This is a genomic window from Streptomyces sp. NPDC028910 (assembly GCF_055564955.1).
Window position 1 is genome coordinate 131,661 of the sequence record NZ_JBVHVF010000005.1, and the last position, 26,752, is coordinate 158,412.

23 protein-coding genes are annotated in these 26,752 nt (G+C 73.4%); 13 read left to right on the forward strand and 10 right to left on the reverse strand.

Annotation, left to right across the window (positions count from 1 at the left end; all coding sequences use genetic code 11):
- The first annotated feature begins 223 nt into the window (after nt 1–223).
- The 3 genes from ACZ4TV_RS09550 to ACZ4TV_RS09560 all read left to right on the forward strand — a co-directional run bounded on the left by ACZ4TV_RS09550 (nt 224) and on the right by ACZ4TV_RS09560 (nt 4,219).
- Entirely contained in the window at nt 224–1,102 is an 879-nt protein-coding gene (locus tag ACZ4TV_RS09550; RefSeq protein WP_468132490.1) for a sulfurtransferase, read from the forward strand.
- Nucleotides 1,103–1,263: 161 nt separating this feature from the next.
- Nucleotides 1,264–3,660 (forward strand): endopeptidase La, encoded by a 2,397-nt coding sequence (lon, locus tag ACZ4TV_RS09555; RefSeq protein ID WP_468132492.1) that lies wholly within the window; start codon nt 1,264–1,266, stop codon nt 3,658–3,660.
- A 118-nt stretch (nt 3,661–3,778) separates the two neighbouring features.
- Nucleotides 3,779–4,219, forward strand: a complete 441-nt coding sequence (locus ACZ4TV_RS09560) for a MarR family winged helix-turn-helix transcriptional regulator (RefSeq protein WP_468132494.1) — start codon at nt 3,779–3,781, stop codon at nt 4,217–4,219.
- Between the two features lie 24 nt (nt 4,220–4,243).
- Here the strand turns inward: ACZ4TV_RS09560 and ACZ4TV_RS09565 are convergent, their stop codons facing one another.
- Nucleotides 4,244–5,017, reverse strand: a complete 774-nt coding sequence (locus ACZ4TV_RS09565; RefSeq protein ID WP_468132496.1) for a protein phosphatase 2C domain-containing protein — start codon at nt 5,015–5,017, stop codon at nt 4,244–4,246.
- Nucleotides 5,018–5,414: 397 nt separating this feature from the next.
- On the opposite strand from ACZ4TV_RS09565, the gene ACZ4TV_RS09570 reads away from it, so the two are divergent.
- The 5 genes from ACZ4TV_RS09570 to ACZ4TV_RS09590 are packed head-to-tail and all read left to right on the forward strand — an operon-like array spanning nt 5,415 to nt 11,386.
- Nucleotides 5,415–8,606 (forward strand): sensor histidine kinase, encoded by a 3,192-nt coding sequence (locus ACZ4TV_RS09570; RefSeq protein WP_468132498.1) that lies wholly within the window; start codon nt 5,415–5,417, stop codon nt 8,604–8,606.
- A complete protein-coding gene (locus ACZ4TV_RS09575) occupies nt 8,603–9,103 on the forward strand; it encodes a roadblock/LC7 domain-containing protein (protein WP_468132500.1) in 501 nt (166 codons plus the stop codon). The genes ACZ4TV_RS09570 and ACZ4TV_RS09575 overlap by 4 nt, the downstream gene beginning before the upstream one ends.
- A complete protein-coding gene (locus ACZ4TV_RS09580) occupies nt 9,100–9,489 on the forward strand; it encodes a DUF742 domain-containing protein (protein ID WP_468132502.1) in 390 nt (129 codons plus the stop codon). Before ACZ4TV_RS09575 ends, ACZ4TV_RS09580 begins: the two co-directional genes overlap by 4 nt.
- Entirely contained in the window at nt 9,470–10,102 is a 633-nt protein-coding gene (locus tag ACZ4TV_RS09585; protein WP_468132504.1) for a GTP-binding protein, read from the forward strand. Before ACZ4TV_RS09580 ends, ACZ4TV_RS09585 begins: the two co-directional genes overlap by 20 nt.
- Before the next feature lie 12 nt (nt 10,103–10,114).
- Entirely contained in the window at nt 10,115–11,386 is a 1,272-nt protein-coding gene (locus tag ACZ4TV_RS09590) for a styrene monooxygenase/indole monooxygenase family protein (RefSeq protein WP_468132506.1), read from the forward strand.
- On the opposite strand, the gene ACZ4TV_RS09595 is transcribed toward ACZ4TV_RS09590, so the two are convergent.
- The 6 genes from ACZ4TV_RS09595 to ACZ4TV_RS09620 form a co-directional block, all read right to left on the reverse strand.
- Nucleotides 11,383–12,597 (reverse strand): C40 family peptidase, encoded by a 1,215-nt coding sequence (locus ACZ4TV_RS09595; RefSeq protein WP_468132508.1) that lies wholly within the window; start codon nt 12,595–12,597, stop codon nt 11,383–11,385. The two genes, ACZ4TV_RS09590 and ACZ4TV_RS09595, sit on opposite strands and share 4 nt — an antisense overlap.
- Nucleotides 12,598–13,216: 619 nt before the next feature.
- Nucleotides 13,217–14,173: a sigma-70 family RNA polymerase sigma factor gene (locus ACZ4TV_RS09600; RefSeq protein WP_468132510.1), complete on the reverse strand. Its 957-nt coding sequence runs from the start codon at nt 14,171–14,173 to the stop codon at nt 13,217–13,219.
- Between the two features lie 14 nt (nt 14,174–14,187).
- Entirely contained in the window at nt 14,188–15,378 is a 1,191-nt protein-coding gene (locus ACZ4TV_RS09605) for an NAD(P)/FAD-dependent oxidoreductase (RefSeq protein WP_468132512.1), read from the reverse strand.
- Between the two features lie 116 nt (nt 15,379–15,494).
- A complete protein-coding gene (locus tag ACZ4TV_RS09610; RefSeq protein ID WP_468132514.1) occupies nt 15,495–17,099 on the reverse strand; it encodes a serine/threonine-protein kinase in 1,605 nt (534 codons plus the stop codon).
- Between the two features lie 96 nt (nt 17,100–17,195).
- Nucleotides 17,196–17,705: an SHOCT domain-containing protein gene (locus ACZ4TV_RS09615; protein WP_468132516.1), complete on the reverse strand. Its 510-nt coding sequence runs from the start codon at nt 17,703–17,705 to the stop codon at nt 17,196–17,198.
- On the reverse strand, nt 17,705–18,112 hold the full coding sequence (locus ACZ4TV_RS09620) for a DUF6325 family protein (RefSeq protein WP_468132518.1): 408 nt from the start codon (nt 18,110–18,112) through the stop codon (nt 17,705–17,707). The genes ACZ4TV_RS09615 and ACZ4TV_RS09620 overlap by 1 nt, the downstream gene beginning before the upstream one ends.
- Before the next feature lie 97 nt (nt 18,113–18,209).
- Between ACZ4TV_RS09620 and ACZ4TV_RS09625 the strand changes: the two genes are divergently transcribed.
- Both ACZ4TV_RS09625 and ACZ4TV_RS09630 read left to right on the forward strand, forming a co-directional pair.
- Nucleotides 18,210–19,589 (forward strand): FtsW/RodA/SpoVE family cell cycle protein, encoded by a 1,380-nt coding sequence (locus ACZ4TV_RS09625; protein WP_468132520.1) that lies wholly within the window; start codon nt 18,210–18,212, stop codon nt 19,587–19,589.
- Nucleotides 19,586–21,043, forward strand: a complete 1,458-nt coding sequence (locus ACZ4TV_RS09630) for a penicillin-binding transpeptidase domain-containing protein (protein WP_468132522.1) — start codon at nt 19,586–19,588, stop codon at nt 21,041–21,043. Before ACZ4TV_RS09625 ends, ACZ4TV_RS09630 begins: the two co-directional genes overlap by 4 nt.
- A 540-nt stretch (nt 21,044–21,583) precedes the next feature.
- Here the strand turns inward: ACZ4TV_RS09630 and ACZ4TV_RS09635 are convergent.
- Nucleotides 21,584–22,696 (reverse strand): ferritin-like domain-containing protein, encoded by a 1,113-nt coding sequence (locus ACZ4TV_RS09635; RefSeq protein WP_468132524.1) that lies wholly within the window; start codon nt 22,694–22,696, stop codon nt 21,584–21,586.
- 168 nt (nt 22,697–22,864) lie between these two features.
- On the opposite strand from ACZ4TV_RS09635, the gene ACZ4TV_RS09640 reads away from it, so the two are divergent.
- From ACZ4TV_RS09640 to ACZ4TV_RS09650, 3 genes are all read left to right on the forward strand, one after another.
- Nucleotides 22,865–23,794 carry an AurF N-oxygenase family protein gene (locus ACZ4TV_RS09640; RefSeq protein WP_468132526.1) on the forward strand — a complete coding sequence of 310 codons (930 nt, stop codon included), beginning with the start codon at nt 22,865–22,867 and terminating at the stop codon, nt 23,792–23,794.
- A gap of 126 nt (nt 23,795–23,920) precedes the next feature.
- Nucleotides 23,921–24,634 (forward strand): TetR/AcrR family transcriptional regulator, encoded by a 714-nt coding sequence (locus tag ACZ4TV_RS09645; protein WP_468132528.1) that lies wholly within the window; start codon nt 23,921–23,923, stop codon nt 24,632–24,634.
- A 10-nt stretch (nt 24,635–24,644) separates the two neighbouring features.
- Nucleotides 24,645–24,911, forward strand: a complete 267-nt coding sequence (locus tag ACZ4TV_RS09650; RefSeq protein ID WP_468132530.1) for a hypothetical protein — start codon at nt 24,645–24,647, stop codon at nt 24,909–24,911.
- A gap of 300 nt (nt 24,912–25,211) precedes the next feature.
- Here the strand turns inward: ACZ4TV_RS09650 and ACZ4TV_RS09655 are convergent, their stop codons facing one another.
- Nucleotides 25,212–25,925, reverse strand: a complete 714-nt coding sequence (locus ACZ4TV_RS09655; RefSeq protein WP_468132532.1) for a hypothetical protein — start codon at nt 25,923–25,925, stop codon at nt 25,212–25,214.
- Between the two features lie 152 nt (nt 25,926–26,077).
- Nucleotides 26,078–26,710, reverse strand: a complete 633-nt coding sequence (locus tag ACZ4TV_RS09660; protein WP_468132534.1) for a hypothetical protein — start codon at nt 26,708–26,710, stop codon at nt 26,078–26,080.
- Between the last annotated feature and the right edge of the window lie 42 nt (nt 26,711–26,752).

Consider the following 26,752-nt stretch of genomic DNA (forward strand, 5'->3'; position numbering starts at 1 on the left):
CCCCCTCCCCCCCCCCCCCCCCCCCCCCCCCCCCCCCCCCCCCCCCCCCCCCCCCCCCTCCCCCCCCCCCCCCCCCCCCCCCCCCCCCCCCCCCCCGGCGAGGCTGGAGTGGGGGGAGGCGAGGCTGGAGTGGCGGGACTGCCGGGGAGGATGAGGTGGACCGCGTCGTACAGTCGGCGGCCGCCCCGCCGGGCGCGCCCGCCGCATCCTCCGGAGGTGCCGCATGACCACGCCCCAGAACGCCGTTGCCGAGGAGCCCGAGGCCCCGCCCGGGCCGCTGGTCGGGGTCGACTGGTTGGCCGGGAGGCTGGAGGAGCCCGGGCTGGTCCTCTTCGACGCCTCCGTCGGTGCCCACCGCGGCGCGGACCACCGGATCCCGGGCGCGCGCCCCTTCGACCTCGACGGGCCCCTGTCCGACCACGACGCCCCCGCCCCGCACACCATGCCCGGGGCCCCGGAGTTCACCGAGGCGATGCGTGCCCTCGGCGTCGACGACTCGGACACCGTCGTCGTGTACGACGGCGCGGGCATCTACTCCAGCGCCCGCGCCTGGTGGATGCTGCGCGCCATGGGCTTCGACCGGGCCGCCGTCCTCGACGGGGGACTGCCCGCCTGGAAGGCCGCCGGCCTGCCCGTCGAGGCCACCGGCCCGGCGTACGGGGGCCCGCGCGGCTCCTTTACCGCCCGGCCCCGCACCGGGCTGCTGGTCGACAGCGCCACCGTCGCCCAGGCCCTCACCGACCCGGCCGCGGCCGTCCTCGACGCCCGCACCCGCGAACGTTTCGCCGGCACCGCCCCCGAACCCCGCCCGGGCCTGCGCGGCGGCCACATGCCGGGCGCGGTCAACCTGCCCTTCGCCGAACTCCAGCACCCCGACGGCCAGATGCGCCCGGCCGGCGAACTGCGCGAGGCCTTCGAGGCGTTGACCGGTGACCGGGAACGGCTCTACTTCAGCTGCGGCTCCGGGGTGACGGCCTGCGTCCTCGCCCTCGGCGCCGCCCTCGCCGGGTACGAGGACCTCGCGGTCTACGACGGCTCCTGGAGCGAATGGGGCCTGCCCTCCCCGCTGCGCCCGGTCGTCACCGGCCCGGGCGCTCCGTAGCCGCCGACACCATGGTCACCGGGCGGCCACGGCGGTCCGCGTCCGCGGCGCGTGACACCGCGCGCACTCTGTTCGCCCCGGGCGAACGGCGGTTGGGGAACATTGGGAGGCGCACATGCATTGAGTCGGCATAGCTCAACTTCACTGCCGGAAGGAAGATCATGGCTTCGACGTCCGTAACACTCACCCTGCCCGTGTTGCCGCTCGATGACGAGGTCGTGCTGCCCGGAATGGTCGTACCGCTGGATCTGTCCGACGCCGAGGTGCGCGGGGCCGTGGAGGCGGCCCAGGCGGCGGCGGGCAGCGGGAAGCCCCGGGTGCTGCTCGTGCCGCGGGTCGACGGGAAGTACGCCGGTACGGGAGTGCTCGGGACGGTCGAGCAGGTGGGCCGGCTCTCCGACGGGGATCCCGGCGCGCTCATCCGCGGTCGGGGGCGGGTCCGGATCGGGGCCGGGACCACCGGGCCCGGGGCCGCGCTCTGGGTCGAGGGCGAGACCGTGGAGGAAGCCGTGCCCGATCCGCTGCCGGGGGCGGTCGCCGAGCTCGTCAAGGAGTACAAGGCGCTCGCCACCAGCTGGCTCAAGAAGCGCGGGGCCTGGCAGGTCGTGGACCGGGTCCAGCAGATCGAAGGGGTCTCCGCGCTGGCGGACAATTCGGGGTACTCGCCGTTCCTGACGGTCGGGCAGAAGGTCGAACTGCTGGAGACCGCCGACCCGGTCGTCCGCCTCAAGCTCGCGATCAAGTGGCTCAGCGAGCACCTCGCCGAGCAGGACGTGGCCGAGTCCATCGCCAAGGACGTCCAGGACGGCGTCGACAAGCAGCAGCGGGAGTTCCTGCTCCGGCGGCAGCTGGAGGCCGTACGCAAGGAACTGCGCGAGCTCAACGGCGAGAAGGAGGGCGAGGAGTCCGACGACTACCGGGCCCGGGTCGAGGCCGCCGACCTGCCCGAGAAGGTACGGGAAGCCGCGCTCAAGGAGGTCGAGAAGCTGGAGCGGGCCAGCGACCAGAGCCCGGAGGGGTCCTGGATCCGCACCTGGCTGGACACCGTGCTGGAACTGCCCTGGAACGAGCGCACCGAGGACGAGTGCGACATCCAGGGGGCCAGGGCGGTCCTGGACGCCGAGCACGCCGGCCTGAGCGACGTGAAGGACCGGATCACCGAGTACCTCGCCGTCAGGAAGCGGCGCAGCGAGCGCGGCTTGGGAGTCATCGGAGGGCGGCGCGGCGGGGCCGTGCTCGCGCTCGTCGGGCCGCCCGGGGTCGGCAAGACCTCCCTCGGGGAGTCCGTGGCCCACGCCATGGGTCGCACGTTCGTCCGGGTCGCGCTCGGCGGCGTACGGGACGAGGCCGAGGTGCGCGGCCACCGCCGGACCTACGTCGGCGCCCTGCCGGGCCGGATCGTCCGGGCCATCAAGGAGGCCGGGTCCATGAACCCGGTCGTGCTGCTCGACGAGATCGACAAGGTCGGCTCCGACTACCGCGGCGACCCCGCGGCCGCGCTGCTGGAGGTCCTGGACCCGGCGCAGAACCACACCTTCCGCGACCACTACCTGGAGGTGGAGCTGGACCTGAGCGACGTGGTGTTCCTGGCCACCGCCAACGTGCTGGAGGCCATCCCGGAGGCGCTGGCCGACCGGATGGAGCTCGTCCGCCTGGACGGGTACACCGAGGACGAGAAGGTGGTCATCGCACGGGACCACCTGCTGCCGCGCCAGCTGGAACGCGCCGGGCTCGGCTCCGACGAGGTGGTCCTGGAGGAGGACGCCCTGCGCAAGCTGGCGGGCGAATACACCCGCGAGGCGGGCGTGCGCACCCTGGAGCGGTCCCTCGCACGCCTGCTGCGCAAGGTCGCCGCGCAGCACGAGCTGGGGGAGCGGGAGCTGCCGCTGCGCATCGGGTCCGGCGACCTGCGGGGGCTGATCGGGCGCCCGCACCACGTGCCGGAGTCCGCGCAGGACCCGGCCGAGCGGCGCACCGCGGTCCCCGGCGTGGCCACCGGCCTCGCCGTGACCGGCGCGGGCGGCGACGTGCTGTTCGTAGAGGCCTCGCTGGCCGACCCGGAGACGGGCGCGGCCGGCCTGACCCTCACCGGCCAGCTCGGCGACGTCATGAAGGAGTCGGCGCAGATCGCGCTGAGCTTCCTGCGCTCGCACGGAGCGGAACTGGAACTCCCGGTCGCCGACCTGAAGGACCGGGGCGTGCACATCCACTTCCCGGCGGGCGCCGTGCCCAAGGACGGCCCCAGCGCGGGCATCACCATGACGACCGCGCTCGCCTCGCTGCTCTCCGGGCGGCAGGTGCGCACGGACGTGGCCATGACCGGCGAGGTCTCGCTGACCGGGCGCGTGCTGCCGATCGGCGGGGTCAAGCAGAAGCTGCTCGCCGCGCACCGCGCCGGGCTGACCACCGTCATCATCCCGAAGCGGAACGAGGCCGATCTGGACGATGTCCCGGCCGAGGTGCTGGAGGGGCTGGAGGTGCACCCGGTGACGGATGTGCGCCAGGTCCTGGAGCTCGCCCTGGCCCGGGCGGAGGTGCCGGTCACCGCCGCCGCCTGACGGCCGCCCGTACGGCCCGGATCCCCGCTCCGGCGGGGCCCCGGGCCGTCGGCGTGCCCGCTGCGAAATACTGGCCCCTCACCCACCGGGGTGCCACACACCATCGAAGGAGCGGGACGTGCACGGGAGCGAAGACCAGGAGTTCCTTGCCCTGGAGCGGGAGCTGTCCGTCTTCCTCCGGCGCGCCCGCGCCTCCTCCGGCGAGATGGCCCGCGAGCTCCACCCCGAGCTGGAGCCCGCCGCGTACGGGCTCCTCGTACGCCTGGAGGCGGCCGGCCGGCAGCGGGCCACCGAGCTCGCCGCCTACTTCGGGGTGGGCAAGGCCACCATGAGCCGGCAACTGCGGGCCCTGGAGGTCCTCGGCCTGGTGGCCCGCGAGCCGGACCCCGCCGACGGCCGGGCCTTCCTCGTCGGCCTCACGGACGAGGGCCGCGAGCGGTTCCTGCGGGTACGGGGCGCACGGCGCGAGCAGTACATGCGCAAGCTCGCCGACTGGGACCGCGGCGAGGTGGCGGAACTGGCCCGGCTGCTGAACCAGTTGAACGCGGGCGGGGAGTAGGACCCCGCACAGGCCGGTCCCCCGCTACAGCTGCGCGTACACCGCCGACGCGTCGTCGTGCCGCTTGCCGCGAGGAACGCGGCGGGCCGGGTCGGATTCGAGGGCGCGGACCCGGCCGATCAGGCCCTCCGCGCCCTCCTTCCGCAGCACCGCCAGGCACTCGGCCCAGTCGCCCTCCCGGAACGTGTCCGTCCACCGGCTCGCCCCGTCCGTGAGCGCGGCCACCGCCCGCACCCGCTCGCGCGGGGTGCGCCCCGTCACCGCCCGGGCCGCCACCGCCGGGTCCGCGGCCGCGGTGAAGAAGCCGCCCTCCGCGTTGCGCAGGGCGTCCGTCGCGGCCACCGAGCGCAGCACCTCCCGGGGGACCCGGTCCAGCCGGTCGTCGCGCACCGCCGTCACCTCACCCCCGGGCGCCTGGAGGAGCAGTACGGAGTCCGAGAGCACGAGGTGCTCCACGTACGCCTCGTCCCAGCGGACCATGACGACCGTCGCCTGCGGGGTGCGGACGTGAGAAAGGTCACACGCGCCGCCGTGTGCCTCGGCCGTGGCGCGGACGGACTCGGCCAGAATCCGATCCAGTGGCATGTCCCGCCGCGATCCGGACAGTTCGGTCAATCGGCCGCCGAGCCGGGCCGCGAACCACGGCACTCCGTGCACGCATCCGTCCTCGCCGCTCGGCGGGGTGACCCCGTCCAGGGCGACCAGGACACCGCCACCCGAGGCGAGGATCGCGGCCGACACCCAGTCCTCATTGGGGCGTTCCTGGCTGCCGGGGGCCGAGGCGAGGTCGATGCGCATGCCGCCATTCTGCCGGGCGGCCGGTGGAGCGCACCGGCAGGTCCGTACCAAAGCGGGAGGGTTCGGGCGGCCCCGCACGCGGACCGTCCGGGCGCGGGGCCGGGAAGACCGGGCAGGGGGCCGGGATGTGGGCGGGCATCCTGCCAAAGCCCGCATCGATCTTTCAACCACCTGTCCACGGCGGCGCTCTGGGGGCGGGTGCCCGAGTTGGTCGCCAACTCATCCGTGATGTTCACTCGTTCGAGTGGCCGGGTGGGCGATGTGCGGCTCTCTCCCCAACACGCTGCAAAGGTCTGAGGCGGTACGAGGGGGCAGGGGGCGTTTACTTGTTGACCGGCCGTTACCTCGGCCACACGAGTAGACGAGCACAAGCACACGTACAGGATTGCGAGCACCGGTGCAGAAGAAGCGGTCTCGGAACAACGGCACCGCCGCCGACGGCCCGGCCCCCGCAGGACGCCGCGTCCGCGTGCGCCGCAGGCTGGTCGTAGGCGTGGCCGTCGCGGGCCTCACCGTCCTCGCGGCCGGCGCCCCCGCCGTCGTCTCCGCCTCGACGGAACTGAACGACTCCCAGCGCCTGGTCACCCTCGCGGAACGGACCCGGCACACCCTCACCCTCGCGCACCTCCTCGGCGACGAGCGCGACGCCGTCGTCGAGTACGCCGCCAAGGGCCGCCCGGGCGCGGCCAAGGGGGCAGTCCAGGAACGCACCGCCCGGACCGACCGGCAGCTCGCCGAGGTCCAGGCCGAGGCCGACGAGACGACCGCCCGCGCCCTGGCCCGCGTCCAGACCGTCCGCACGGAGGCCGTGGACGGCAAGGGCAGCGCGCTGGCCGCCCACCAGGCCTACGCCGGCGTCATCGCGGAACTGCTCGCGCCGGGCGACCGGCTCGCCGAGCTGACCCCGCCGCGCGCCGAGGCCGCCCTCACCACCACCCGCCCGCTGGCCCCGCTGGGCCAGGCCGTGGAACAGGCCTCGGCCACCCGTGGACTGCTGCTCGCCGCGCTGGCCGTCCCCCGCGGCGAGCAGCTCCCCAACTCGGCCGTGGTCGACGAACTCACCGCCGCCGCCCAGCGTTCGCGCGTACGGGAACAGGCCGCCCTGGACGACTTCGCGCGGGTCGCGCGCCCCGACGTACGCCAGACCCTCGCCGTCACCGTCACCGGCCCCGAGGTCAAGACGGCCGACGACTTCCTCAAGCGGCTCACCGACCGGCCCACCCTGACCGCCGCCGACCGCAAGACCGACGCCGCCGCCGTCGGTGCCGCGCTCACCGCCCGCATCGACCGGATGCGGTCCGTGGAGTCCACCCTGGCGGGCCAGCGGGCCTCCGCCCTCGCCTCCCTGCGCGACGACGACGTGACCCGGCTGGAGACCCTGGTCGCCCTGCTGGGTGTGCTCTTCCTGGTCACCGTCGGCGTCTCGACCGCCGTGGCGCGCTCGCTGACCCGGCCGCTGTCGGTCCTGCGCCGCGGCGCCGCGCGGCTGGCGACGCCGGAGGGCTCGGTCGAACCGGTGCGGTTCACCGGCCGCAACGACGAGTTCGCCGAGGTCGTGCGCCACCTGAACGCGGTGCGCGACCAGACGGTCTCCCTGCACACCCGGATCGCCGGGCTCGACGCCGACCGGCGCCGGATCATCGGCCGCAACGAGGCGCTGGCCTCCAGCCGGGACGTGCTGGAGGAGGAGCTGACGAAGCTGCGGGCGGGGCTGGAGGAGCACCGCCGCGTCATGTCGACGACCTCCGTCTCGCTGTCGCTGCGGACCCTGGGCCTGGTGGAGCGCCAGCTCGCGGTCATCGAGGAGCTGGAGTCCAAGGAACAGGACCCGGACCGGCTGGCGACGCTCTTCAAGCTGGACCACCTGGCGACCGTGATGCGCCGCCACAACGAGAACCTGCTGGTCCTGGCCGGGCAGGAGCACGGCCACGGGCAGGGCCTGCCGGTACCGCTGGTCGACGTGATGCGGGCCGCCGTCAGCGAGATCGAGCGCTACGAGCGGGTCGAACTCGCGGCGCTGCCCTCGTACACGCAGGTGGCGGGCCACGCGGCCGACGACATCTCGCACGTGCTGGCCGAGCTGCTGGAGAACGCGACGACGTTCTCGCCGCCGGACGTCAAGGTGAAGGTGTCCGGCTGGCTGCTGGACTCGGGTGACGTGGTGCTGTCCGTCGTGGACGAGGGCATCGGGGTCACCGAGGACCGGCTGGAATCACTGAACTCCCGGCTGTCCACGCCCGAGGCGTACGACGAGGAGCCCGAGGCGGAACACGGCCTGGGCCTCGGCCTGTACGTGGCCGGGCGGCTCGCGGCGCGGCACGGGGTCACCGCGGAGCTGCGCGCCCCGCGGCACGGCGGGACCGAGGCCCTGGTGGTCGTCCCGGCGGCGCTGCTGCCCGCCGCCCCGCCGGCCTCCCCCGTCCACACCCTGGCCACGCCGGGCGCGCCCGCGCTGCACCTGCCGGGCGTGATAGCGGAGGCGAACGAGAACACGCTGCCGACGCGGCCGCGGGGCGCGGGTGCGGGTGCCGGTGCCGGTGCTGGTGTCGATGCCGCAGAGCCGGGGCTCGAGCCGGAGCCGGAGCTGGAGCCGGAGCCTGTCCTGGACGGGGCCGCCGCGCCCCACGAGGCCTCGGGCGCCGTCCCGGCGGCCACGGCGGCCCAGGACGATACGGCCGACACGGCCGGGCCCGGCGTGGCGGCGGCCATGCCGCCGGCCGACGAGGTGTTCACCGTCCCCGGCCCTGCCGCCGCCATGGTCCCAGCCGCCGGCGAAGGAGCGCTGCCGCCCGCCGAGGAGGTCTTCACCGTCCCGGCGCCGGCCACGGAGCCCCAGGCGGAGCCCGGCCCGGGCGAGGCGTTCCTGCCGTACGCGGAGTCCGCCGCCGAAGCGGAGATGCCGCCCGCCGAGGACTTCACCGTCCCGGCTCCGGCCACGGAGCCCCAGGTGGAGCCCGGCCCGGGCCAGGCCACGCCGTACGCGGAGCCCGCCGCCGAAGCGGAGATGCCGCCTGCGGAGGAGGTCTTCACCGTTCCGGCTCCGGCCAGCGCAGCGTTGCCGCCCGCCGAGCAGGTGTTCGTCGTGCCCGCGGCGGACTCCGCCGAAGAGCTGCTCGCGCGGGTCGTCCCCGAAGCGGAACCGGCTGCCTTCACGGCGCCGGACACCGCCGAGGGGGTCCCGGCCGCGGCACCTGATGCCGACCCGGCTGCCGACGTACGGGAAACCGCGCCGGAGGCGGACCCGCACAGCCACGCCCCGGCCGAAGGCAACTGGCTCCCCCGCCAGGGCAGCCACCCCTCCGACCCCGCCGAGGGCAACGAAGCCCTCACCCACAAGGGCCTGCCGAAGCGGACCCCGCGCACCGTCACCGCCGGGCGCGCGGCACGCGACGACGCACCGCCCGAGCCGCCGCGCCGGGTCGACGCCGACGAACTGCGCCGCCGGCTCGGCGGCTTCTACCAGGGAGCCCAGGACGGCCGGCGGGTCGTCGCCGCCGAGATCGCGCAGGACCGGGGGCACGAGCAGGACCAGGGGCGGGAACAGAGCAAGACCGACCAGGGGGACACCGCACAGGAGGCACGCACATGACCGCGCCCAGTACGTACGGACTGAGCACCCAGGCCCGCAACCTGCAGTGGCTGCTGACCGACCTGGTCGAGGAGGTCCCCGGCGTCAACTCCGTCGCCGTCGTCTCCTCGGACGGGCTGCTGCTCCTGTCCTCCGACCCCGGAACGGGCGGCGCGGGCGAGCCGCCGGCCACGACCGAGACCAAGGCCAAGGCCAAGGGCCCGCGCGGCGCGTCCGCCGACCTCGCCACCATCGTCTCCGGCCTCGGCAGCCTCACCACCGGCGCCGCCGAACTGATGGACGGCGGCGCCGTCAAGCAGACCATGGTGGCGATGGAGCACGGCTCCGTCTTCGTCATGGCCATCAGCGACGGCTCACTGCTGGGCGTGCACGCCACCCCGGACTGCGACATGAGCGTCGTCGCCTACCACATGGCCCTGTTCGTCGGCCGCGCCGGCCACGTCCTGACCCCCGAAGTCCGCAGTGAGCTGCGCCAGTCGATGGAGAACACCCCGTGAGGAGTCCGGCCTCCGACCGGCTGCCGATACGCGGCGCCGACCGCCGCCCCGCCCGCGTCCGCCCGTACTCCCTCACGGGCGGCCGCACCCGCTTCACGCACGTCCTGCTCGTCGAGACCTTTGTCGCGGCCCTGGAGACCAAGGCGTCGGAGCCGCAGAAGCCCGACCGCACGCCCGAGATGCCCGCCATCGTCGAGGTCTGCCGCCGCATGCGCACCATCGCCGAGATAGCCGCGCTGCTGAAGCTGCCGCTCGGCGTGGTCCGCGTCCTCGTCAGCGACCTCGCCGACCAGGGAAGGATCCGCGTCTACGGCACCGGCCACGGCACGGGCCGGCCCGAACGCGCGCTGCTGGAAAGGGTGCTCAGTGGTCTTCGCCGTCTCTGACAACCCGGTGCCCCTGCCGCAGTCGGACGACGAGCCGGTCCAGCCCTGGCAGTACGACCGCTCCCGCGCACCCGTCGCCGTCAAGGTGCTCGTCGCGGGCGGCTTCGGCGTCGGCAAGACCACCTTCGTCTCCTCCGTCTCCGAGATCACCCCGCTGCGTACCGAGGCGGTGATGACCAGGGCCAGCGTGCCGACCGACGACCTGACCGGAACCCCGGACAAGGCCACCACCACCGTCGCCATGGACTTCGGCCGCGTCACCCTCGACGACGACCTCGTCCTCTACGTGTACGGGACCCCGGGCCAGGAGCGGTTCTGGTTCATGTGGGACGACCTGGTGCGCGGAGCCATCGGCGGCCTCGTCCTGGCCGACACGCGCAGGCTGCGCGACTGCTTCCCGGCCCTCGACTACTTCGAGAGCTGCGGGCTCCCGTACGCCGTCGCCGTCAACCACTTCGAGGGCTCGCCGTCGTACGAGCCCGAGGACGTGCGTGAGGCGCTCAGCGTGCCGCCCCACGTGCCCGTCGTGATCATGGACGCGAGGCGCCGCCACACCGTGGTCGAATCCCTGCTGGCCCTGGTGGGCCACGCCCTCGACAGCACTCCCGAATAGAGAACGTGAGAGATGCGCAAGATACTTGTCGTAGGAGCCGGCCAGTCCGGTCTCCAGCTCGCCCTCGGACTCCAGTCGAAGGGCTACGAGGTCACCCTCATGTCCAACCGGACGGCGGACGAGATCCGCACCGGGCGGGTCATGTCCACCCAAGTCATGTTCGACTCGGCGCTGCAGCACGAGCGTGACCTCCAGATCAACTTCTGGGAGCAGCAGGCTCCGAAGATCGAGGGCCTCGGGGTCTCTGTCGCCGCTCCCGACGCCGCTCGCGCCATCGACTGGCTGGGCCACCTCAAGGGCTACGCGCAGTCCGTCGACCAGCGCGTGAAGATGGCCGGCTGGCTCGACACCTTCGCGCAGCGCGGCGGGCAGCTGGTCATCCACGGCGCCTCCGTCGCGGACCTCGACTTCTTCTCCCGTACGTACGACCTGGTGCTGGTCGCCGCCGGCAAGGGCGAGCTGGTCTCGATGTTCGGGCGGGACGCGGCGCGTTCCCCGTACGACGCCCCGCAGCGCGCGCTGGCCGTGTCCTACGTGCACGGGCTCGGGCCGCGCCCGGAGCACCCGGAGACGGAGGCGGTCCGCTGCAACCTGGTCCCGGGTGTCGGCGAGCTGTTCGTCATGCCGACCCTGACCACGTCGGGCCGGGCGGACATCCTGTTCTGGGAGGGCATCCCCGGCGGGCCGCTGGACGTCTTCAACGGCGTCAAGGACCCGGCGGAGCACCTGGCGCTCACGCTGGACCTGATGGAGAAGTTCACGCCGTGGGAGTACGCGCGGGCGACGAAGGTGGAGCTGACGGACGCGGGCGCCACGCTCGCCGGCCGCTACGCGCCGGTGGTCCGCAATCCGATCGGCCGTCTTCCCGGTGGAGGGCTCGTCCTGGGTGTCGCGGACGTGGTCGTCGCCAACGACCCGATCACCGGCCAGGGTTCGAACTCGGCGGCCAAGTGCGCGGCCTCGTACCTCTCCTCGATCCTGATGCACGGGGACAACCCGTTCGACGAGGCGTGGATGAAGGCCACCTTCGACAAGTACTGGTTCACCACGGGCAAGCCGGTGACCCAGTGGACGAACGCGATGCTGGGCGTCCCGCCGGAGCACGTGCTGAACCTGATCGGCGCGGCCGGGCAGCTCCAGCCGGTGGCGAACCGATTCGCCAACGGCTTCGACAACCCGGCCGACTTCGATGCGTACTTCTACGACCCCGAGGACGCTGCGGACTACTTGGCGGAGGTCTCTTCGGCGGTTTCGGGAGCGGTTTCCTCGTCGTCGGCTTCCTAGTCGGTTTCCTCGCCGGTTTTCTCTTCCTCGTCGGTTTCCTCGTCCGTCTCGTCGTCGGCCTCGACGTCGGTCTCGTCGTCGGTCTCGGGAGCCTCTTCGGCCGAGTAGCCCGTATCGTCCCCCGCCGAGGCCGCCTCGGGCAGCGGCGGGGGAGTGAAGTCGGCGAGCGGGGTCCCGTCGGGGTCCGGCCGTACGGCTCCGAGCAGCGGGTTCGCGGCGATCGGTGAGACCTTGACCCGCGCTCCCGGGCGCGGGGCCTGAATCACCTTCCCTCCCCCCACGTACAGGCCCACGTGGGTGGCCTTGGGGAAGTAGACCACCAGGTCCCCGGGACGTAGTTGGTCCAGCGGTACCTTCGGCAGCTGCGCCCACTGCTCCTGGCTGGTCCGCGGGATGGCGCGCCCGGCGTGCGCCCAGGCCTGCGAGGTGAGCCCGGAGCAGTCGAAGGACCCCGGCCCCTCGGCGCCCCAGACGTACGGCTTGCCGATCTGGGCCGCCGCGTACGTGAGGGCCGCGCCGCCGGCCGCGGTGGGCGTGCCGGTACGGGTGGGGAGCCGGCCGGAATCCAGCAGGTTCCGCTGCGCCGCGGCGGTGTTCTCGGCCTCCTTCGCGCCGAGCCGCGCGAGCTGTTCGGGGGTCAGGGCGGCGAGCATGCGCTCGACCTCCTTGAGCCGCGTCGCGATCTCGTCCTGGTGCCGCTTCTGCTGCGCGGCCAGGGTCTGCCGGGCGTCCAGGGCCTTGCGGGCCCGGACGGCGTGCGCGTCGGCCTGCTTCTCGCCCCGCGCGAGCCGCTCCAGTACGGCGGCCCGCCGGGCGCCCTCGCGGGCGGCGAGCCGACGCTGCTCCAGGGCGGCCTGCGGGTTGCCGGCGAGGAGCATCCGGGCGTACGGGGACAGGCCCCGCGTGGCCTGGTACTGCTCCCGGGCCAGCCGTCCGGCGAGGGCCTTTTCGGATTCGAGAGCCGTACGGGCCCTGCCGAGGTCGGCGGCGCGCTGCCGCTCCTCGTCCCGGCCGGCCCGGAGGGCCACCTCGGTGGCGTTGTACGCCTCGGTGGCCTCCTCGGCCTTCTGGTACAGCCCTTGCAGGCGGGTGAGCAGCACCCCGACGGACTCCCCCTCGGGCCGGCTCGGTTCGGCCCCGGCACCCGGGGCCGGTCCGGCGACGAGGAGCACTGCGACGATGCAGGCGGCGCGAAGCGGCCGATGTGACATGGGATCACCTCCGAGGCCGCCGATGCTGCCACGCCCGGTATGACAAATCCCCCAGCGGAGTCGGCCGGTCGCACGGGGGTCACCCGGTTGGGGGGCTGCGCCTATACGGCGGGGGCTTTGGGGGGCCTGTTGTCCTGGGGCGGGATCAGGGAGGGTTTGGGGGTTTCCCGTCAGTCCCATCGTCTCTCCGTGTCGGGCCGGTCCCTCAAGGGCGCTCCTCCTTCGTCGTCGCGTCGCTGCGCGATGGCCTTCGGCCACCCTTGACCGACCGTCCCGCCACGGACATACGAGGACAGCCGGGAAACCCCCAAAGGAACGGGCCGGGGGTTCCTTTTCAGGGACGGGGCGGCGGACGGAGATGGACGGGCGGGTCGGGGGGCGCGTCCGATCGCTACGCGCTTCGCACGGCTTGGCGTCCGGCCGCCGTCTGGGGCTGGGCATAAGCCGCCACAGATCGCTACGCGCTTCTCCCGTCTCAGCGTCCGACGGCCGCCTGGGGCCGGGCATAAGCCGCCACGGGTTACTGCGTTTCTCGATGATGGCGACCGGCGGCCGTCTGGGGTGGGCGTGGGCGCCGTCGATCGCTCCGCGCTTCGCACGGCTTGGCGTCCGAAGCCGGTCACCACTGGGAGATGAGCGGCGTGTGCGGTTCCTGCTGGCGCCAGGCTTCGGTGAGGCGGGCGAGGCGGGTGGGGGCGGCGATGCCGTGCAGGGTTGCGATCTGGCCGTTGGTGATGTCGAACGTCACGGAGCCGACGACCTGGTCGCCCAGCACGAAGAGGATGGCGGGGGCGCCGTTGAGGACCGCGTAGTGGACGGCGGGCGTGCCGCCGGCACGTCGCCGTTTCGCGGGGGTGGGCTTGAAGCCGGCCCGGACGATGGCGGCGACGCGCTGCGGAGTGTCGTACCGCAGCAGCGTCCTGGCCAGGCCGGCGACGCCGTCGGAGATCGCGGTCACGTCGTCGGTGAGCAGTGCCACGAGCTGTTCGGTGCGGCCCGAGGAGGCAGCGGCGAGGAATTCCTCGACGATCCTGCGGGCGGATACCGGGTCGACTTCGCCGCCGCGGCGGCGCGCGGCGGTGATGTGGCGCCGGGCCCGGTGGAGGTGCTGCTGGCTTGCGGACTCCGTGATGTCGAGGATCTCCGCGCTCTCGGCGTGGGTGTAGGAGAAGGCTTCGCGCAGGATGTAGACGGCCCGCTCAAGGGGTGACAGGCGTTCCAGGAGAGTCAGCACGGCCAGGGAGACCGATTCGCGCTGCTCGAAAGTGTCGGCCGGGCCGAGCATCGGGTCGCCGTCGAGGAGCGGTTCGGGCAGCCAGGCGCCGACGGTGCGTTCGCGGCGGGTTTGTGCCGAGCGGAGCCGGTCGAGGCACAGGTTGGTGAGAACCTTGGTCAGCCATGCTTCCGGCACCTCGATCCGCTGCCGGTCGGCGGCCTGCCAGCGTAGGAACGCATCCTGCACGGCGTCTTCGGCGTCGGCGGCGGAGCCGAGGAGACGGTACGCCAGCGAGGCCAGCCGGTTCCGGCTGGCCTCGAACCGGCTGGTGTCGAAGCGGTCAACGGCGGTGCTGTCCACGCGGACCACCCTAGCTACGCGACCGCTTTCGTGGCGGACGCTTCCGGTGTGGCCAAGCGGCGCTTGCGCTTGGGCAGGCCGAAAGTCGGGTGCGAGGTGGTCCACAGCGACATCTTGAGGATGCCCGACTTGATGCGCGCGGCCTTCCGGCCGCCCACGTACTTCGGCTTGGCCTGGGCTTCGGCGTCGACCATCTGCAGGATCCCGTCCCGCCGCCCGAGACTGATGTGGTTGCCGTGGTAGTCCAGCTTGGTGTTCGGGATCTTGTGGCCGGTCAGGCGTCCCACGATCGCGGCCGTGGCCTGCATGCCGGTGTAGCCGGCCGAAGCGCAGGACATCGGCAGCGGCCGGCCGTTGTCGCCGATGGCGTAGGCGCTGTCGCCCACGGCGTAGACGTTCGGGTGCGAGAGCGACCGCATGGTGCGATCGACGACGATCCGACCGGTCTCGGTGACCTCCAGCCCGCCGGCGGCGGCGATCGGGCTGACCGCGAACCCGGCCGTCCACACGGTCGCGTCGGACGCCAGGGCGGTGCCGTCGGCGCACAGCACCCGCGTCGCTTCGACGGCTTCGACGCTGGTGCGCTCCAGGACGGTGATGCCCAGCCGGTCGCAGGCCTGCCGCAGGTGACCGCGGGCTCCGGCGGAGAGCTGGGCGCCCAGCTCGCCGCGGGCGACCAGCGCCACCGACAGGCCGGGCCGGGATTCGGCGATCTCGGTGGCGGTCTCGATGCCGGTCAAACCGTCGCCGACGACCAGCACCCTGCCGCCTTCGGCCCGCCCGCTCAGGCTGTCCAGGCGTGCGCGCAGGCGCAGCGCCGAGGGGCGGCCGGTGACGTCGAAGGCGTGCTCGGCCACGCCGGGGACGCCGTGGTCGGCGACGTGGCTGCCGAGCGCGTAGAGAAGCGTGTCGTAGTCGAGCTCGCCGTCGGCGTCGGCCACGGCGACGACCTGGCGCTCGGGGTCGACGGCGGTGACACGGGCCAGGCGCAGCCGTATCCCCGTGCCTGCGAAGACGTCTGCGAGCTGTGGGGCCTCGATCTCCTGGCCGGCCGCGAGCTGGTGCAGTCGCAGCCGCTGGACGAAGTCCGGCTCGGCGTTGACCACGGTGATCTCGGTGTCCGCCGGGGACAGTCGGCGGGCCAGGGTCCCGGCCACGTAGGCCCCGGCATAGCCGGCGCCGAGGACGACGATGCGGTGCTTCATGTGTCGCTCCTGTCGGTTCGCTTGCTCTCGGCGAGTTGAGCGAAACGGCGCGCCGATTCCTGACAGGAACTGTGTGTGGTGTGAGTCACAAGGCTGCCGGGTGGTTGCCTGCGTCGTCAGGTCGCGGGCCAGACCGTCATGTCCGCGAAAACGAACTCGGCCACGCCCTTCACCCGCGTAGTCGACTTGGTCTGGAGCACGAGCAGTGCGATATCCCCCGACGGGTGCCTGACGCAGATTTCGCTGCCGGTCGCCGTCGCGGCCAGCGGGAGGGTGTTGGCCGTGGCGGCGGCCGTGAGGCGGCGGCACGTTTCGAGGCTGCCGGTGCCCGGATCGGCGTACAGCAGGGTGAACACGCTCGCGTCGCTCTCCAGCTTGCAGCCGACCTCCTCGCAGTTCAGGCGGATGTCCCCCGTGCCGTCCTCGCGCCGGATCGGTTCCCTGAAGCTGATCGATGTCTTCTCGTCCAGCCACAGCGCGGGGTGGGGAACGGCTTTCGGCGGTTGCGACGTGCTCGGTGCGGGTACGGAGGCGCCCGGCGCCTTGCCGCCGGTCGGCGAGCCGGTCGATCCCGACGGCGATGGTGTGCCCTGGGCCATCGCGGCCGGGCCGCTCTGCTGTGCCTCCCGCTCGCGGATCCTGTCCGCCGCGTCCATGACCACCCAGCCGAGGCCCGACAGGAGCAGGACCCCGGCCGTCACCGCCGCCGTGGTGATCAGTGCGGTGCGTCGACGGCGGGCCCGTCGTTCCTCCGGCTCTTCCGGCGGCTGCGGCGGGCGCCGGACCATCGGAAGCGTGCCCAGCGGCGTGGGGTGCGGGATCGGCGCCGGGACCGTCACCTCCGGCCCCGTCACCTCCCGCCATATGGCCGGGCCGCCGCCCGCGTCGGCGTCCCCGCCCAGCCGTTGCCGGCACCACGCCACGATCTCCGCCGGGGTGGCCCGCTCCTGCGGATCGGCGGCCAGGCAGCGGGCGATCAGCGGACGCAGCGGCTCCGGCAGCCGGGACAGGTCGGGGGCGGAGTGCACGATCCGGAACAGCACGGTCATGGAGGGGCCGTCTCCGTACAGCGGTTCGCCCAGGGCCGCGAACGCCGCCGTCTGGCCCAGCGCGAAGACGTCGGTGGCTGCCGTGGTCTCGCCCGCCAATGCCTGTTCGGGGGCCATGAACTGGGGCGTGCCGATGGCGCTGCCCGTGGCGGTGGGCGCGGTGGTACCGGACGCCAGCGAGATGCCGAAGTCGATGACACGCGGCCCGTCGGCGGCCAGCAGTACGTTCGACGGCTTCAGGTCCCGGTGCACGATGCCCGCACCATGGATGGCCTGCAGGGCTTCGGCCACCCCCGCCATCAGCCAGAGCACGGCGGGCACCGGCAGCGGTCCGCGCCGGGTGACGGCCTCCGCCAGCGAGGGACCGGGCACGTACAGGGTGGCCAGCCAGGGCGGCACCCCGTCCGCCTCGGCGTCGATCAGCTCGGCGGTGTACGCGCCGCGCACCCGCCTGGCCGCCTCCACCTCCCGGCGGAAGCGCCGCCGGAAGGCCGGGTCCTCGGACAGCTCCGGCCGTACCACCTTGATCGCTACGGGACGGCCGCCCGGGGTGTGCGAGAGGTACACCCGGCCCATGCCGCCCGCGCCGAGCCGGGCCACGAGCCGGTAGCCGGCCACGGCCGGTGGATCGTCCGCCTGCAACGGCTGGAATATCTCGGTCGCGCTGTTCATCGGTCTTCCCCCGTCCCCCGATCAACCGATGAGTTGATCCACATCACTTTAAGTGCCGGGGGGCGGGGAGTACGTGACGGGAGGTCCGCCCCGGCGTCAGCCGCGCAGCAGGCGGGTCTTGGCCGTCGTGAACTCCTCCGGGGTCAGCAGGCCCTCGCGGGCCAGGTCGGCCAGTTGGGTGAGCTCCGCCACCAGGCTGACGGGGGGACGCGCCGGCCCGGCCGCCGGGGCGTACTCCGGGTGGGCGTACGGGAACTCGTCCGGTGGCTCCGGCTCCGGCTCGGGCTCCAGATCCAGCGGCTCCGGCTCGGGCTCCAGATGCAACGGCTCCGGCTCCGGCGGCTCCGGTTCCGGCGGCCCGGGCTCCGGCTCATGCGGCTCCGGCTCATGCGGCTCCGGCCAGGGCCTGGTCGGCGGCTGCGCCGGGCCCTCCGCCGCCTGGACCGCACGCGCCAGCAGGCCACGGCGCGGCGGTTGGTCCGGGCCCACCGCGCCCGCCGCCGCGTCCCCGGTTCCCGTCGCGCGCGCCAGCAGACCCCGCAGCAGCGGGCGCCCCGCCGGGCGGTTGGCCGAGCGCACCGTCCCGCCCACCGGTCGGATGAACATCAGGCCACCCCCGCCCGGGGGTCCACCGGGACCCGGTCCGGCGGGATGCGGACCGAGCCCACGATCCGCCCGCCCGCCGCCCGTACGGCGATCGCCGCGTCCTCGGCCCACACGTGCTCGACCACCAGCAGCAGCGCGCAGCTCCCGCGCTCCAGCAGCCCCGCCGCCTCCTCCACGTCCTCCGGCCCGATCAGCCGTGCCACGTCGCGCCCCGTCAGCAGGCCCTGCAGCTCCACGAACTCGTCGAACTCCGCCGCCAGCACGTTCCCCGACGCCGTCTTCGTCGCCACGAGCCCGTCGATCAGCCGGACCACCCCGGTCTTGCGCAGCCCCATCACGGCCTCGACCGCCGGGACGCGCAGCTGCTCCTCCGGGAAGGCGAGGACGATGAATTCCACAGGTCCCATACGCCTCGGCTCCTCACGTCCGACCGTTTGTGACGACTCTTCGGCACTCTATGACATAAGCGGACATACCATCCGTCCGCTTGCTACGTTTCGGTGTATGACCGCTCTGACGGCAAAGGTGGCGGAGCCCGCCCCGCCCCCGCCCCCCGACGCCCGCGCCCCCAAGCGCCGCGGCGTCGAGCTGACGCTCCTCGCCGGCGCCGTCCTGATCTCCGTCCTCGGCCACCTCCACGTCGGCCTCGCGACCACCGGCCGCATCCCCGGTGGGGCCGCCCGCTACGCCGCCGGCCTCACCGCCGCCGCCCTGCTCGCGCACCTCGCCGTCCGCTTCAGGGCCCCGTACGCGGACCCCCTCGTACTCCCCATCTCCGTCCTGCTCAACGGCCTCGGCCTGGTCCTCATCCAGCGCCTCGACGTGACCACGCCCGACCACCTCACCGCCGGGGACCAACTCCTCTGGTCCGCCCTCGGGATGGCGCTCTTCGTCCTGGTCGTCGCGCTGCTCCGCGACCACCGCGTGCTCCAGAGGTACGCCTACCTCTCCGTCACCGTCGCCCTCGTGCTGATGCTGGTGCCCGTCTTCTTCCCGGCGGTCAACGGCGCGCACATCTGGATCCGGTTCGCCGGACTCTCCTTCCAGCCGGGGGAGTTCGCCAAGATCCTGCTCGCCGTCTTCTTCGCCGCCTACCTCGCGGCGAACCGCACCGCCCTCGCCCTCACCGGCCGCCGGCTCTTCTGGAAGCTGCGCCTCCTCCCGGGCCGCGTGCTCGGCCCGATCCTCGCGATCTGGCTGCTCAGCGTCGGTGTGCTCGTGCTGGAACGGGATCTGGGCACCTCGCTGCTGTTCTTCGGGCTGTTCGTGATCATGCTGTTCACTGCCACCGGGCGGATCGGCTGGATCGCGATCGGGCTGCTGCTCGCCGCCCTCGGCGCGTACGCCGTCGGAACCTTCGAGCCGCACGTGAACAGCCGCGTGGACGACTGGCTGAATCCTTTCGCCTCCATCGAGCGCGGCGAGGGCCCCGGCCAGCTCGCCCAGTCCCTCTTCGCCTTCGGCGCCGGCGGCCTCCTCGGCGCCGGGCTCGGCCACGGCCAGTCCTTCCTCATCGGCTTCGCCGCCAAGTCGGACTTCATCCTCGCCACCGCCGGCGAGGAGCTCGGTCTCGTCGGCCTCGCCGCGATCCTGCTCCTCTACGGGCTCCTCGTCGCCCGCGGCTTCCGTGCCGGGCTCGCGCTGCGCGACTCCTTCGGCCGGCTGCTCGCCACCGGGCTCGCCTCGATCGTTGCGCTCCAGGTGTTCGTGATCGCGGGCGGAGTCACCGGGCTGATCCCGCTCACCGGCATGGCCATGCCCTTCCTGGCCCAGGGCGGTTCCTCCGTCGTCACCAACTGGATCATCGTCGCCCTGCTGGTACGGCTCAGCGACAGCGCCCGCAGACCTCGCCCCGATCGTCCCGCGGAGGAGCCGGCCGAGTGATCCGCTACATCCGCTGGTGCGCGTACTTCTGCGCACTGCTGCTCGTCGCCCTGCTGGTCAACATCACCCGCGTGCAGGTCTGGGAGTCCGCCGCCTACGGCGCGAACCCGGCCAACAAACGCCCCGCCATCGAGCGCTACGCCGAACCGCGCGGGGACATCCTGGTCGACGGGCGCCCCGTCACCGGCTCCCGCGACAGCGGCCAACTGCTGCGCTACGAGCGGACGTACGGGAACGGCCCGCTCTACGCGCCCGTCACCGGTTTCTCCTCCCAGACGTACGGGACCAGCTTCGTGGAGCGCGCCGAGGACGGGATCCTCTCGGGCACGGACCCGGGGCTCTCGGCCTTCCCGCTCTGGTACGACCTGGCCCGCGGCCGCCCGGCCGGCGGGAACGTCGCCACCACCGTCCGCGCCGGCATGCAGCGGGCCGCGTACACGGGGCTCGCGGGCAAGCGCGGGGCGGTGGCGGCCGTGGAGCCGGCCACCGGGCGGATCCTCGCGCTGGTCAGCAGCCCCTCGTACGACCCCTCCGTGCTCTCCGGTACGGGCGCGAAGGTCAAGCGGGCCTGGGCGGCGCTGAACGCGGACCCGGCCCGGCCGATGCTCAACCGGGCGCTGCGCGAGACGTACCCGCCCGGCTCCACGTTCAAGATCGTGACGGCGGCGGCCGCCCTCGACGCGGGCGTGGTCACCGATGTGGACGCGCCGACCCGGACCCCCGACCCCTACCCGCTGCCCGGGACCAGCACCCTGCTGCCGAACGCGGCCACGGGCTGCGAGGACGCCTCGATGGCGGAGGCGGTGCAGTGGTCCTGCAACACGGTGATGGCGAAGATCGGGGTACGGGTCGGGCTGCGCGGGATGGTGGAGGCGGCGCGCCGCTTCGGGTTCAACGTCGAGGGGCTGCGGGTGCCCTCGTGGGTGTCCCGGTCGAACTTCGACACCGACATGAGCCAGGACCAGCTGGCCCTCTCCTCGATCGGGCAGTTCAACACCTCGGCGACGCCGCTGCAGATGGCGATGGTGGCGGCGGCGGTCGCGAACGGCGGCGAGCTCAAGTCCCCCTACCTGGTGGAACGGACGACCCAGGACGACGGGTCGCCGGTCCGGCGCGGCGATCAGCGCAGCCTCGGCCGGGCGATGAACCCGGCCACCGCCCTGCGGCTGCAGGAGCTGATGGTGAAGGTGGTGGAGAACGGTACGGGCAAGAACGCGGCGATCCGGGGCGCGGTGGTCGGCGGCAAGACCGGCACCGCCCAGCACGGCGTCGGCAACGCGGGTACCCCGTACGCATGGTTCATCTCCTGGGCCAGGGCCGAGGGCGCGGCCCTCCCGGCGGTGGCGGTGGCGGTGGTGGTCGAAGACGCTTCGGCGCGCCGGGGCGACATCAGCGGCAACAGCGCGGCGGCCCCGATCGCCCGCGCGGTCATGCAGGCGGCCTTGCCCCACTGACCCGGCGCCCGACCGCCGGCCCACCGGCCCGCGGCCCACCGGCCCGCCGGCCCACCGGCCCGCGGCCCACCGGCCCGCGGCCCACCGGCCCACCGGCCCACCGGCCCACCGGCCCGCGGCCCACCGGCCCACCGGCCCGCGGCCCACCGGCCCACCGGCCTGCGGCCCACCGGCCAACCGGCCTGCGGCCCACCGGCCAACCGGCCTGCGGCCCACCGGCCCCCGTGCGCCGGCCGGCCGGCGTGCGCTTCGAATGGGGGTGTGGTCTGCCCGTGGACCCAGGGCGACGGGAACCCTGCGCGCCCGCCGGAGCCGGACCTCCGGCCCCGTGATCCGGCGGGCACGCGCTAGTGCTGTGACCGGAAAGGTTCACCGGGTCACGGCCCCCGGCACCGCACCTCGCGGCGTTGTCGGACCGCCCAAGTGCGTCCAGTACGAGCCGCGGTCCTCCGCCTTGCGACGCTTCCCCTAGGCCCTGCGGGCCTGGGGAGACCCCATGCACCGGACGCCGCGACCCGGCAAATCTTTCCGGCCACAGCACTAGCCGGAGGCGTCCGCGCCCTCCTGGATGGCCGCCTCGACCTCCGCCACCCGCCGCGACTCCTCGGCCGCGAACCGCCGGCGGTCGAGGGCCTCGGCGATCTCCTCGTCCTGGCTCATCAGCAGGTCCAGGTTGGAGTCGCCCATCTCGAAGACGCCCATGTCCACGTACGCCCTCTGCAGCCGCCCGCCCCACAGCCCGATGTCCTTCACGCACGGCACGATCCGGCTGAACAGCAGCCTGCGGAACAGGTGCAGGAACTCCGACTGCTCGCTGAGCCGCTGCGCCTCCTTCCCCGGGATGCCGAAGTTCTCCAGCACCTCCACCCCCAGCAGCCGGTCCCGCATGAGGTGGCACCCCTCGATCACGAACTCCTCGCGCTCGCGCAGCTCGGCGTCCGTCAGCTGCTTGTAGTAGTCGCGCAGCGCCATCCGCCCGAAGGCCACGTGCCGGGCCTCGTCCTGCATCACGTACGCCAGCAGCTGCTTCGGCAGCGGCTCGGCGGTCGTGTCGCGGATCATGCCGAAGGCGGCCAGCGCCAGCCCCTCGATGAGCACCTGCATGCCCAGGTACGGCATGTCCCAGCGGGAGTCGCGCAGGGTGTCGCCCAGCAGCCCCTGGAGGCTGTCGTTGATCGGGTACAGCATCCCGACCTTCTCGTGCAGGAAGCGCCCGAAGATCTCGGCGTGCCGGGCCTCGTCCATGGTCTGCGTGGCGGAGTAGAACTTCGCGTCCAGGTCCGGCACCGACTCCACGATGCGCGCCGCGCACACCATCGCGCCCTGCTCGCCGTGCAGGAACTGGCTGAAGTTCCAGGCGGTGTAATGCCGGCGCAGCTCGCCCTTGTCCTTCGCGCTGAGCTTGGCCCAGTGCCGCGTCCCGTACAGCGGCAGGGCCTCGTCGGGCGTGCCCAGCGGATTGTACGGATCCACCTCGATGTCCCAGTCGATGCGCTTGCCGCCGTCCCACTGCTTGTCCTTGCCCTTCTGGTAGAGCGCGAGGAGCCGCTCGCGGCCCTCGTCGTACTCCCAGTTGAAGCGGGCGGAGCCGGAGGCGGGGATCTGCCAGACGGCCTCGCGCGGGTCCTCGGTGTAGAGCTCGTGCGTCGACACTGACGCCCCCTCGTCTCACGTACTGCCGTGCGGGACCGGACAGTTGGCAGCGTCACACGTTGGTAGACACGGGGTCAACAAGTCGTGCGCGGGGGATTGACGACCTTGCTGACAGGCAGTCTCATAACCAGTGACCGCCGGTAACTCGACGACGAGGTGTCCGAAGCCATGACGACCGTGACCGAACGAGCCGCGCTCAGGGACGCTCTCGGCCTGCTCAAGGACCGGGAGCAGATCGCCGAGCGACTGCTCGAATCCTCGGCCAAGCACTCCTTCGACCCCGACAAAGAACTCGACTGGGACGCCCCGACGATCGAGGGCAAGTACTACTGGCCGCCCGAGCTGCTCTCCCTCTACGACACCCCGCTGTGGAAGAAGATGGGGGAGGAGCAGCGCATCGACCTCTCCCGCCACGAGGCGGCGGCGCTCGGCTCGCTCGGCATCTGGTTCGAGATCATCCTCATGCAGCTCCTGGTCCGGCACATCTACGACAAGTCGCTGACCAGCAACCACGTGCGCTACGCACTCACCGAGATCGCCGACGAGTGCCGCCACTCGATGATGTTCGCCCGCCTGATCCAGAAGGCCGGCGCCCCCGCGTACCCGGTCTCCCGCCTCAACCACAACCTCGCGCGGGTCCTGAAGACCGTCTCGACCACCCCCGGCTCCTTCGCATGCACCCTCCTCGGCGAGGAGATCCTCGACTGGATGCAGCGCCTGACCTTCCCGGACGAGCGCGTCCAGCCGCTGGTCCGCGGGGTCACCCGGATCCACGTCATCGAGGAGGCCCGGCACGTCCGGTACGCCCGCGAGGAGCTGCGCCGCCAGATGCTGACGGCCCCGCGCTGGGAGCAGGAGCTCACCCGGATCAGCTGCGGCGAGGCCGCCCGCGTCTTCTCGCTCGCCTTCGTGAACCCGGCCGTCTACGACAACATCGGCCTGGACCGCCGCGAAGCCGTCGCCCAGGTCAAGGCGAGCGGGCACCGCCGCGAGGTCATGCAGAGCGGCGCCAAGCGGCTCACCGACTTCCTCGACGACATCGGCGTACTGCGCGGAGTGGGCCGGAAGTTGTGGCAGAGCTCGGGACTCCTGGCCTAGCGGGTCTCTCGCCGGCAGGTGTCTGGCCGGCGGGTGTCTCGCCGGCGGGGGTCTAGCCGATCACGCCGGGCCGGTCCGATCGGCAAGACCCCCCTGGACCGACCCCCGCGGGGCTACCCTGCGGACATGACCGTACGCGCCTACCGCAGGCTGAGCGTCGAGGAGCGGCGAGCCCAACTCCTCGACGCCGCCCTCTCGCTGTTCGCGCACCGGGCGCCGGAGGAGGTCTCGCTGGACGACGTGGCGGAGGCCGCCGGGGTCTCGCGCCCGCTCGTCTACCGCTACTTCCCGGGCGGCAAGCAGCAGCTCTACGAGGCCGCCCTCCGCTCGGCGGCGGACGTCCTCGAACTCTGCTTCGCCGAACCCCAGCAGGGCCCCCTGACCCGGCGTCTGTCCCGGGCCCTGGACCGCTACCTCGCCTTCGTCGACGAACACGACGCCGGCTTCGCGGCCCTCCTCCAGGGCGGCAGCGTCGTGGAGACCTCCCGCACGACGGCCACGGTGGACGGCATCCGCCGGGCCGCCGCGGAGGCGATCCTCTTGCACCTGGGGGTGCCGGCCCCCGGACCCCGGCTGCGCATGATGGTCCGTACGTGGATCACGGCGGTCGAGGCGGCCTCCCTCATCTGGATCGACGAGGGCAAGAAGCCGGAGGTCGGCTCCCTCCGGGACTGGCTGCTGGACCAGTTCATCGCCCTGCTGACGGCCACCGCGGCCACGGATCCCGAAACCGCGGCCGCCGCGCGTGCGGCCCTCGCCCTGGAGTCGGCCGACGGTCCGGTCGGGGTCCTGGCACGCCGCGTGGTCCCGGTGGTCTCCGAGGCCGCCCACCTGCTGTGACACTGGTGGGGTGAGAAGCCAACCGACCCCGTTCGAGGGCGGCCCGATGGACGGCCGGGTCCTCCCGATCCTCCTCGGCCCGACCGGACACCCCCCGAAGTGGTACGAGATCCCCGTCCCCACGCCGGACGGCCCGCCGACGGTGCTGCTCTACGAACGCGTCCCCTCGGGCTACTCGAAGCGGCTGGGCCTGCAGAAGGGCTGGAAGTACGAGTACGTCCCCTCAGGCACGAAGCCGAAGGCCCGCTGGCCCTGGTCGAAGAACCCGCACGCCTGAAACCTCAGCGTCGCCGGCGTTTGACGCGCGGCCTGACGAGCCCCCGGGCTGGCCGCGCCTCAACCCAGCCTCGCCGGCGGGGTCGGCCGCGCCCAAACCCAGCCTCGCCGGCGTTTGAGGCGCGGGGTCTGGGGCGGAGCCCCAGGTCCGGGCGCAGCCCGGCTACTGGTCACCCGCACGGTGCGGCGGTACTCGCGGAGCCCGGAGCCGGAGCCCGGAGCCCGGAGCCGGAGCCGGAGCCGGAGCCCGGAGCCGGAGCCGGAGCCGGAGCCCGGAGCCGGAGCCGCAGCCCCGCCAGCCTCATGGAGCGCTCGGCGCCGGAGCCCGCGGGGCGGCCGGGGCCTGCGGATTCCCCGGGACCCGTACGATCTGCTCGCGCGTCGGCAACATCGTGAGCTGCTTCTCGTCCCAGGACCAGGCGGTGATCAGCTCGTAGCCGTGGTTCCCGCTGGGCGCCCGCAGGATCACGTCCCGCCCGGCCAGTTCCACCGAGATGACGGTCTGCGTGGTCGCCATGATCCGGTTGAGCCGCCCGTCGGTGTCCGCCGTGTACACGCGTACGGACATCCTCTTGTCCGGGAACTCGATGCCGACGATCAGATCGTCGACGCCGTTGCCCGTGAGGTCCCGGTAGTACGGCGCCAGCACCGGGCACGCCGCGGGCCCCGCGCCGTCCTTCCCGCACGCGTTGATCGCGGCCGCCGTCGCGGCCGGCATTCCGTCGGCCCCGACCTCGGCGTTCGGGTGGGCCCGCAGCTCCGCCTGGACGAGGGCCACCGGGTCGACGCCGTGCACGTTCTGGTTCTGGACGGGCGGGATCCCCTTCACGTACTCGGGCGGTGCCCCACCCGGATCGGCGGGCGGTACGGACGCCCCCCGGCGGTCGGGCCACAGGTGTACGGGCCCGCTCGCGGTCGCGGTGGCGCCGGCGCCGACCAACCCGCCGGCGTCACCGCAGCCCGTCAACAGCGGGAGCAACGGGAGCAGCGCGAGGGCCGGAACGCCGTAGAGCACAGCCGCACGGAAGCGAAACCTGTTCACAGCCCCCTGTGCCGCCCTTCTGCCCGCGCCAAGACGGCCGATCGCGTCCACGCCTACGCGGAACCCTATGCGGAACGCCATGCAGAGGTACGCCCCTTTTCGCGTACGCCGGCGGCGTCGACGCGTCAGCTGTCGGTGCGCCCTCGGCGCAGCATCGCGAAGCCGAGCCCGGCGGCGCCCACGGCCGCGATACCCGCGCCCGCCGCGAGCAGCAGTACGCCGTCCCCCGGCCCGTCGGCCAGCGTACTCAGACGCCGCCCGTCGGCGGATCCGGCGGCGAGGGCGCGGCTGCCGCCATCGGCCGCCTGCTGCGGAGCAGAGGCGCGGACCACCTGCCCGCTACGGGTCCCGGTCTTGTGCCCGTCGCCCGCGACGGGGTGGCCGGCGCCCTGCGCGGGCGCGGCGCCCACCCAGGAGGTCAGCCGCCCGGCGGAGTCCAGCGCGGCGTGCAGGTCCCCGGCGCCGCCGAAAGCGGTGATCCCGTCACGGCTGGTCAGGGTGGCGGCCTTGGCGCCGTCGGCGGTCAGGATCTCGGCCTGGTACGTGCCCTTGGCCGTGCGGTAGACCTTCGCCGTGGAGAGGCCGTCGGCGAGGGAGAGGCTCTTGACCAGGCTCCGATGCGGGGCCGCGGAGTGCGCGGACGAGGCGGCCGGCACCCCCTCGGCCAGAGCAGCGGCGGTCGGCAGCGCCAGCAGGCTTCCGGCACATGCGGTCACGGCGGCGGCGCGAACGAGAGTGCGGCGGCTGACGGTGCTCACAGGAAGTCCTTCGATGCTGGTCAGGGGTTGTCAGGGGTTGGC

Bases quoted from the DNA above. Each gene is read 5' to 3' on its own strand.
- ACZ4TV_RS09550 (WP_468132490.1), top strand. From the start codon at position 224: ATGACCACGCCCCAGAACGCCGTTGCCGAGGAGCCCGAGGCCCCGCCC.
- lon (WP_468132492.1), top strand. From the start codon at position 1,264: ATGGCTTCGACGTCCGTAACACTCACCCTGCCCGTGTTGCCGCTCGAT.
- ACZ4TV_RS09565 (WP_468132496.1), bottom strand. From the start codon at position 5,017: ATGCGCATCGACCTCGCCTCGGCCCCCGGCAGCCAGGAACGCCCCAAT.
- ACZ4TV_RS09575 (WP_468132500.1), top strand. From the start codon at position 8,603: ATGACCGCGCCCAGTACGTACGGACTGAGCACCCAGGCCCGCAACCTG.
- ACZ4TV_RS09590 (WP_468132506.1), top strand. From the start codon at position 10,115: ATGCGCAAGATACTTGTCGTAGGAGCCGGCCAGTCCGGTCTCCAGCTC.
- ACZ4TV_RS09595 (WP_468132508.1), bottom strand. From the start codon at position 12,597: ATGTCACATCGGCCGCTTCGCGCCGCCTGCATCGTCGCAGTGCTCCTC.
- ACZ4TV_RS09605 (WP_468132512.1), bottom strand. From the start codon at position 15,378: ATGAAGCACCGCATCGTCGTCCTCGGCGCCGGCTATGCCGGGGCCTAC.
- ACZ4TV_RS09610 (WP_468132514.1), bottom strand. From the start codon at position 17,099: ATGAACAGCGCGACCGAGATATTCCAGCCGTTGCAGGCGGACGATCCA.
- ACZ4TV_RS09615 (WP_468132516.1), bottom strand. From the start codon at position 17,705: ATGTTCATCCGACCGGTGGGCGGGACGGTGCGCTCGGCCAACCGCCCG.
- ACZ4TV_RS09620 (WP_468132518.1), bottom strand. From the start codon at position 18,112: ATGGGACCTGTGGAATTCATCGTCCTCGCCTTCCCGGAGGAGCAGCTG.
- ACZ4TV_RS09625 (WP_468132520.1), top strand. From the start codon at position 18,210: ATGACCGCTCTGACGGCAAAGGTGGCGGAGCCCGCCCCGCCCCCGCCC.
- ACZ4TV_RS09640 (WP_468132526.1), top strand. From the start codon at position 22,865: ATGACGACCGTGACCGAACGAGCCGCGCTCAGGGACGCTCTCGGCCTG.
- ACZ4TV_RS09645 (WP_468132528.1), top strand. From the start codon at position 23,921: ATGACCGTACGCGCCTACCGCAGGCTGAGCGTCGAGGAGCGGCGAGCC.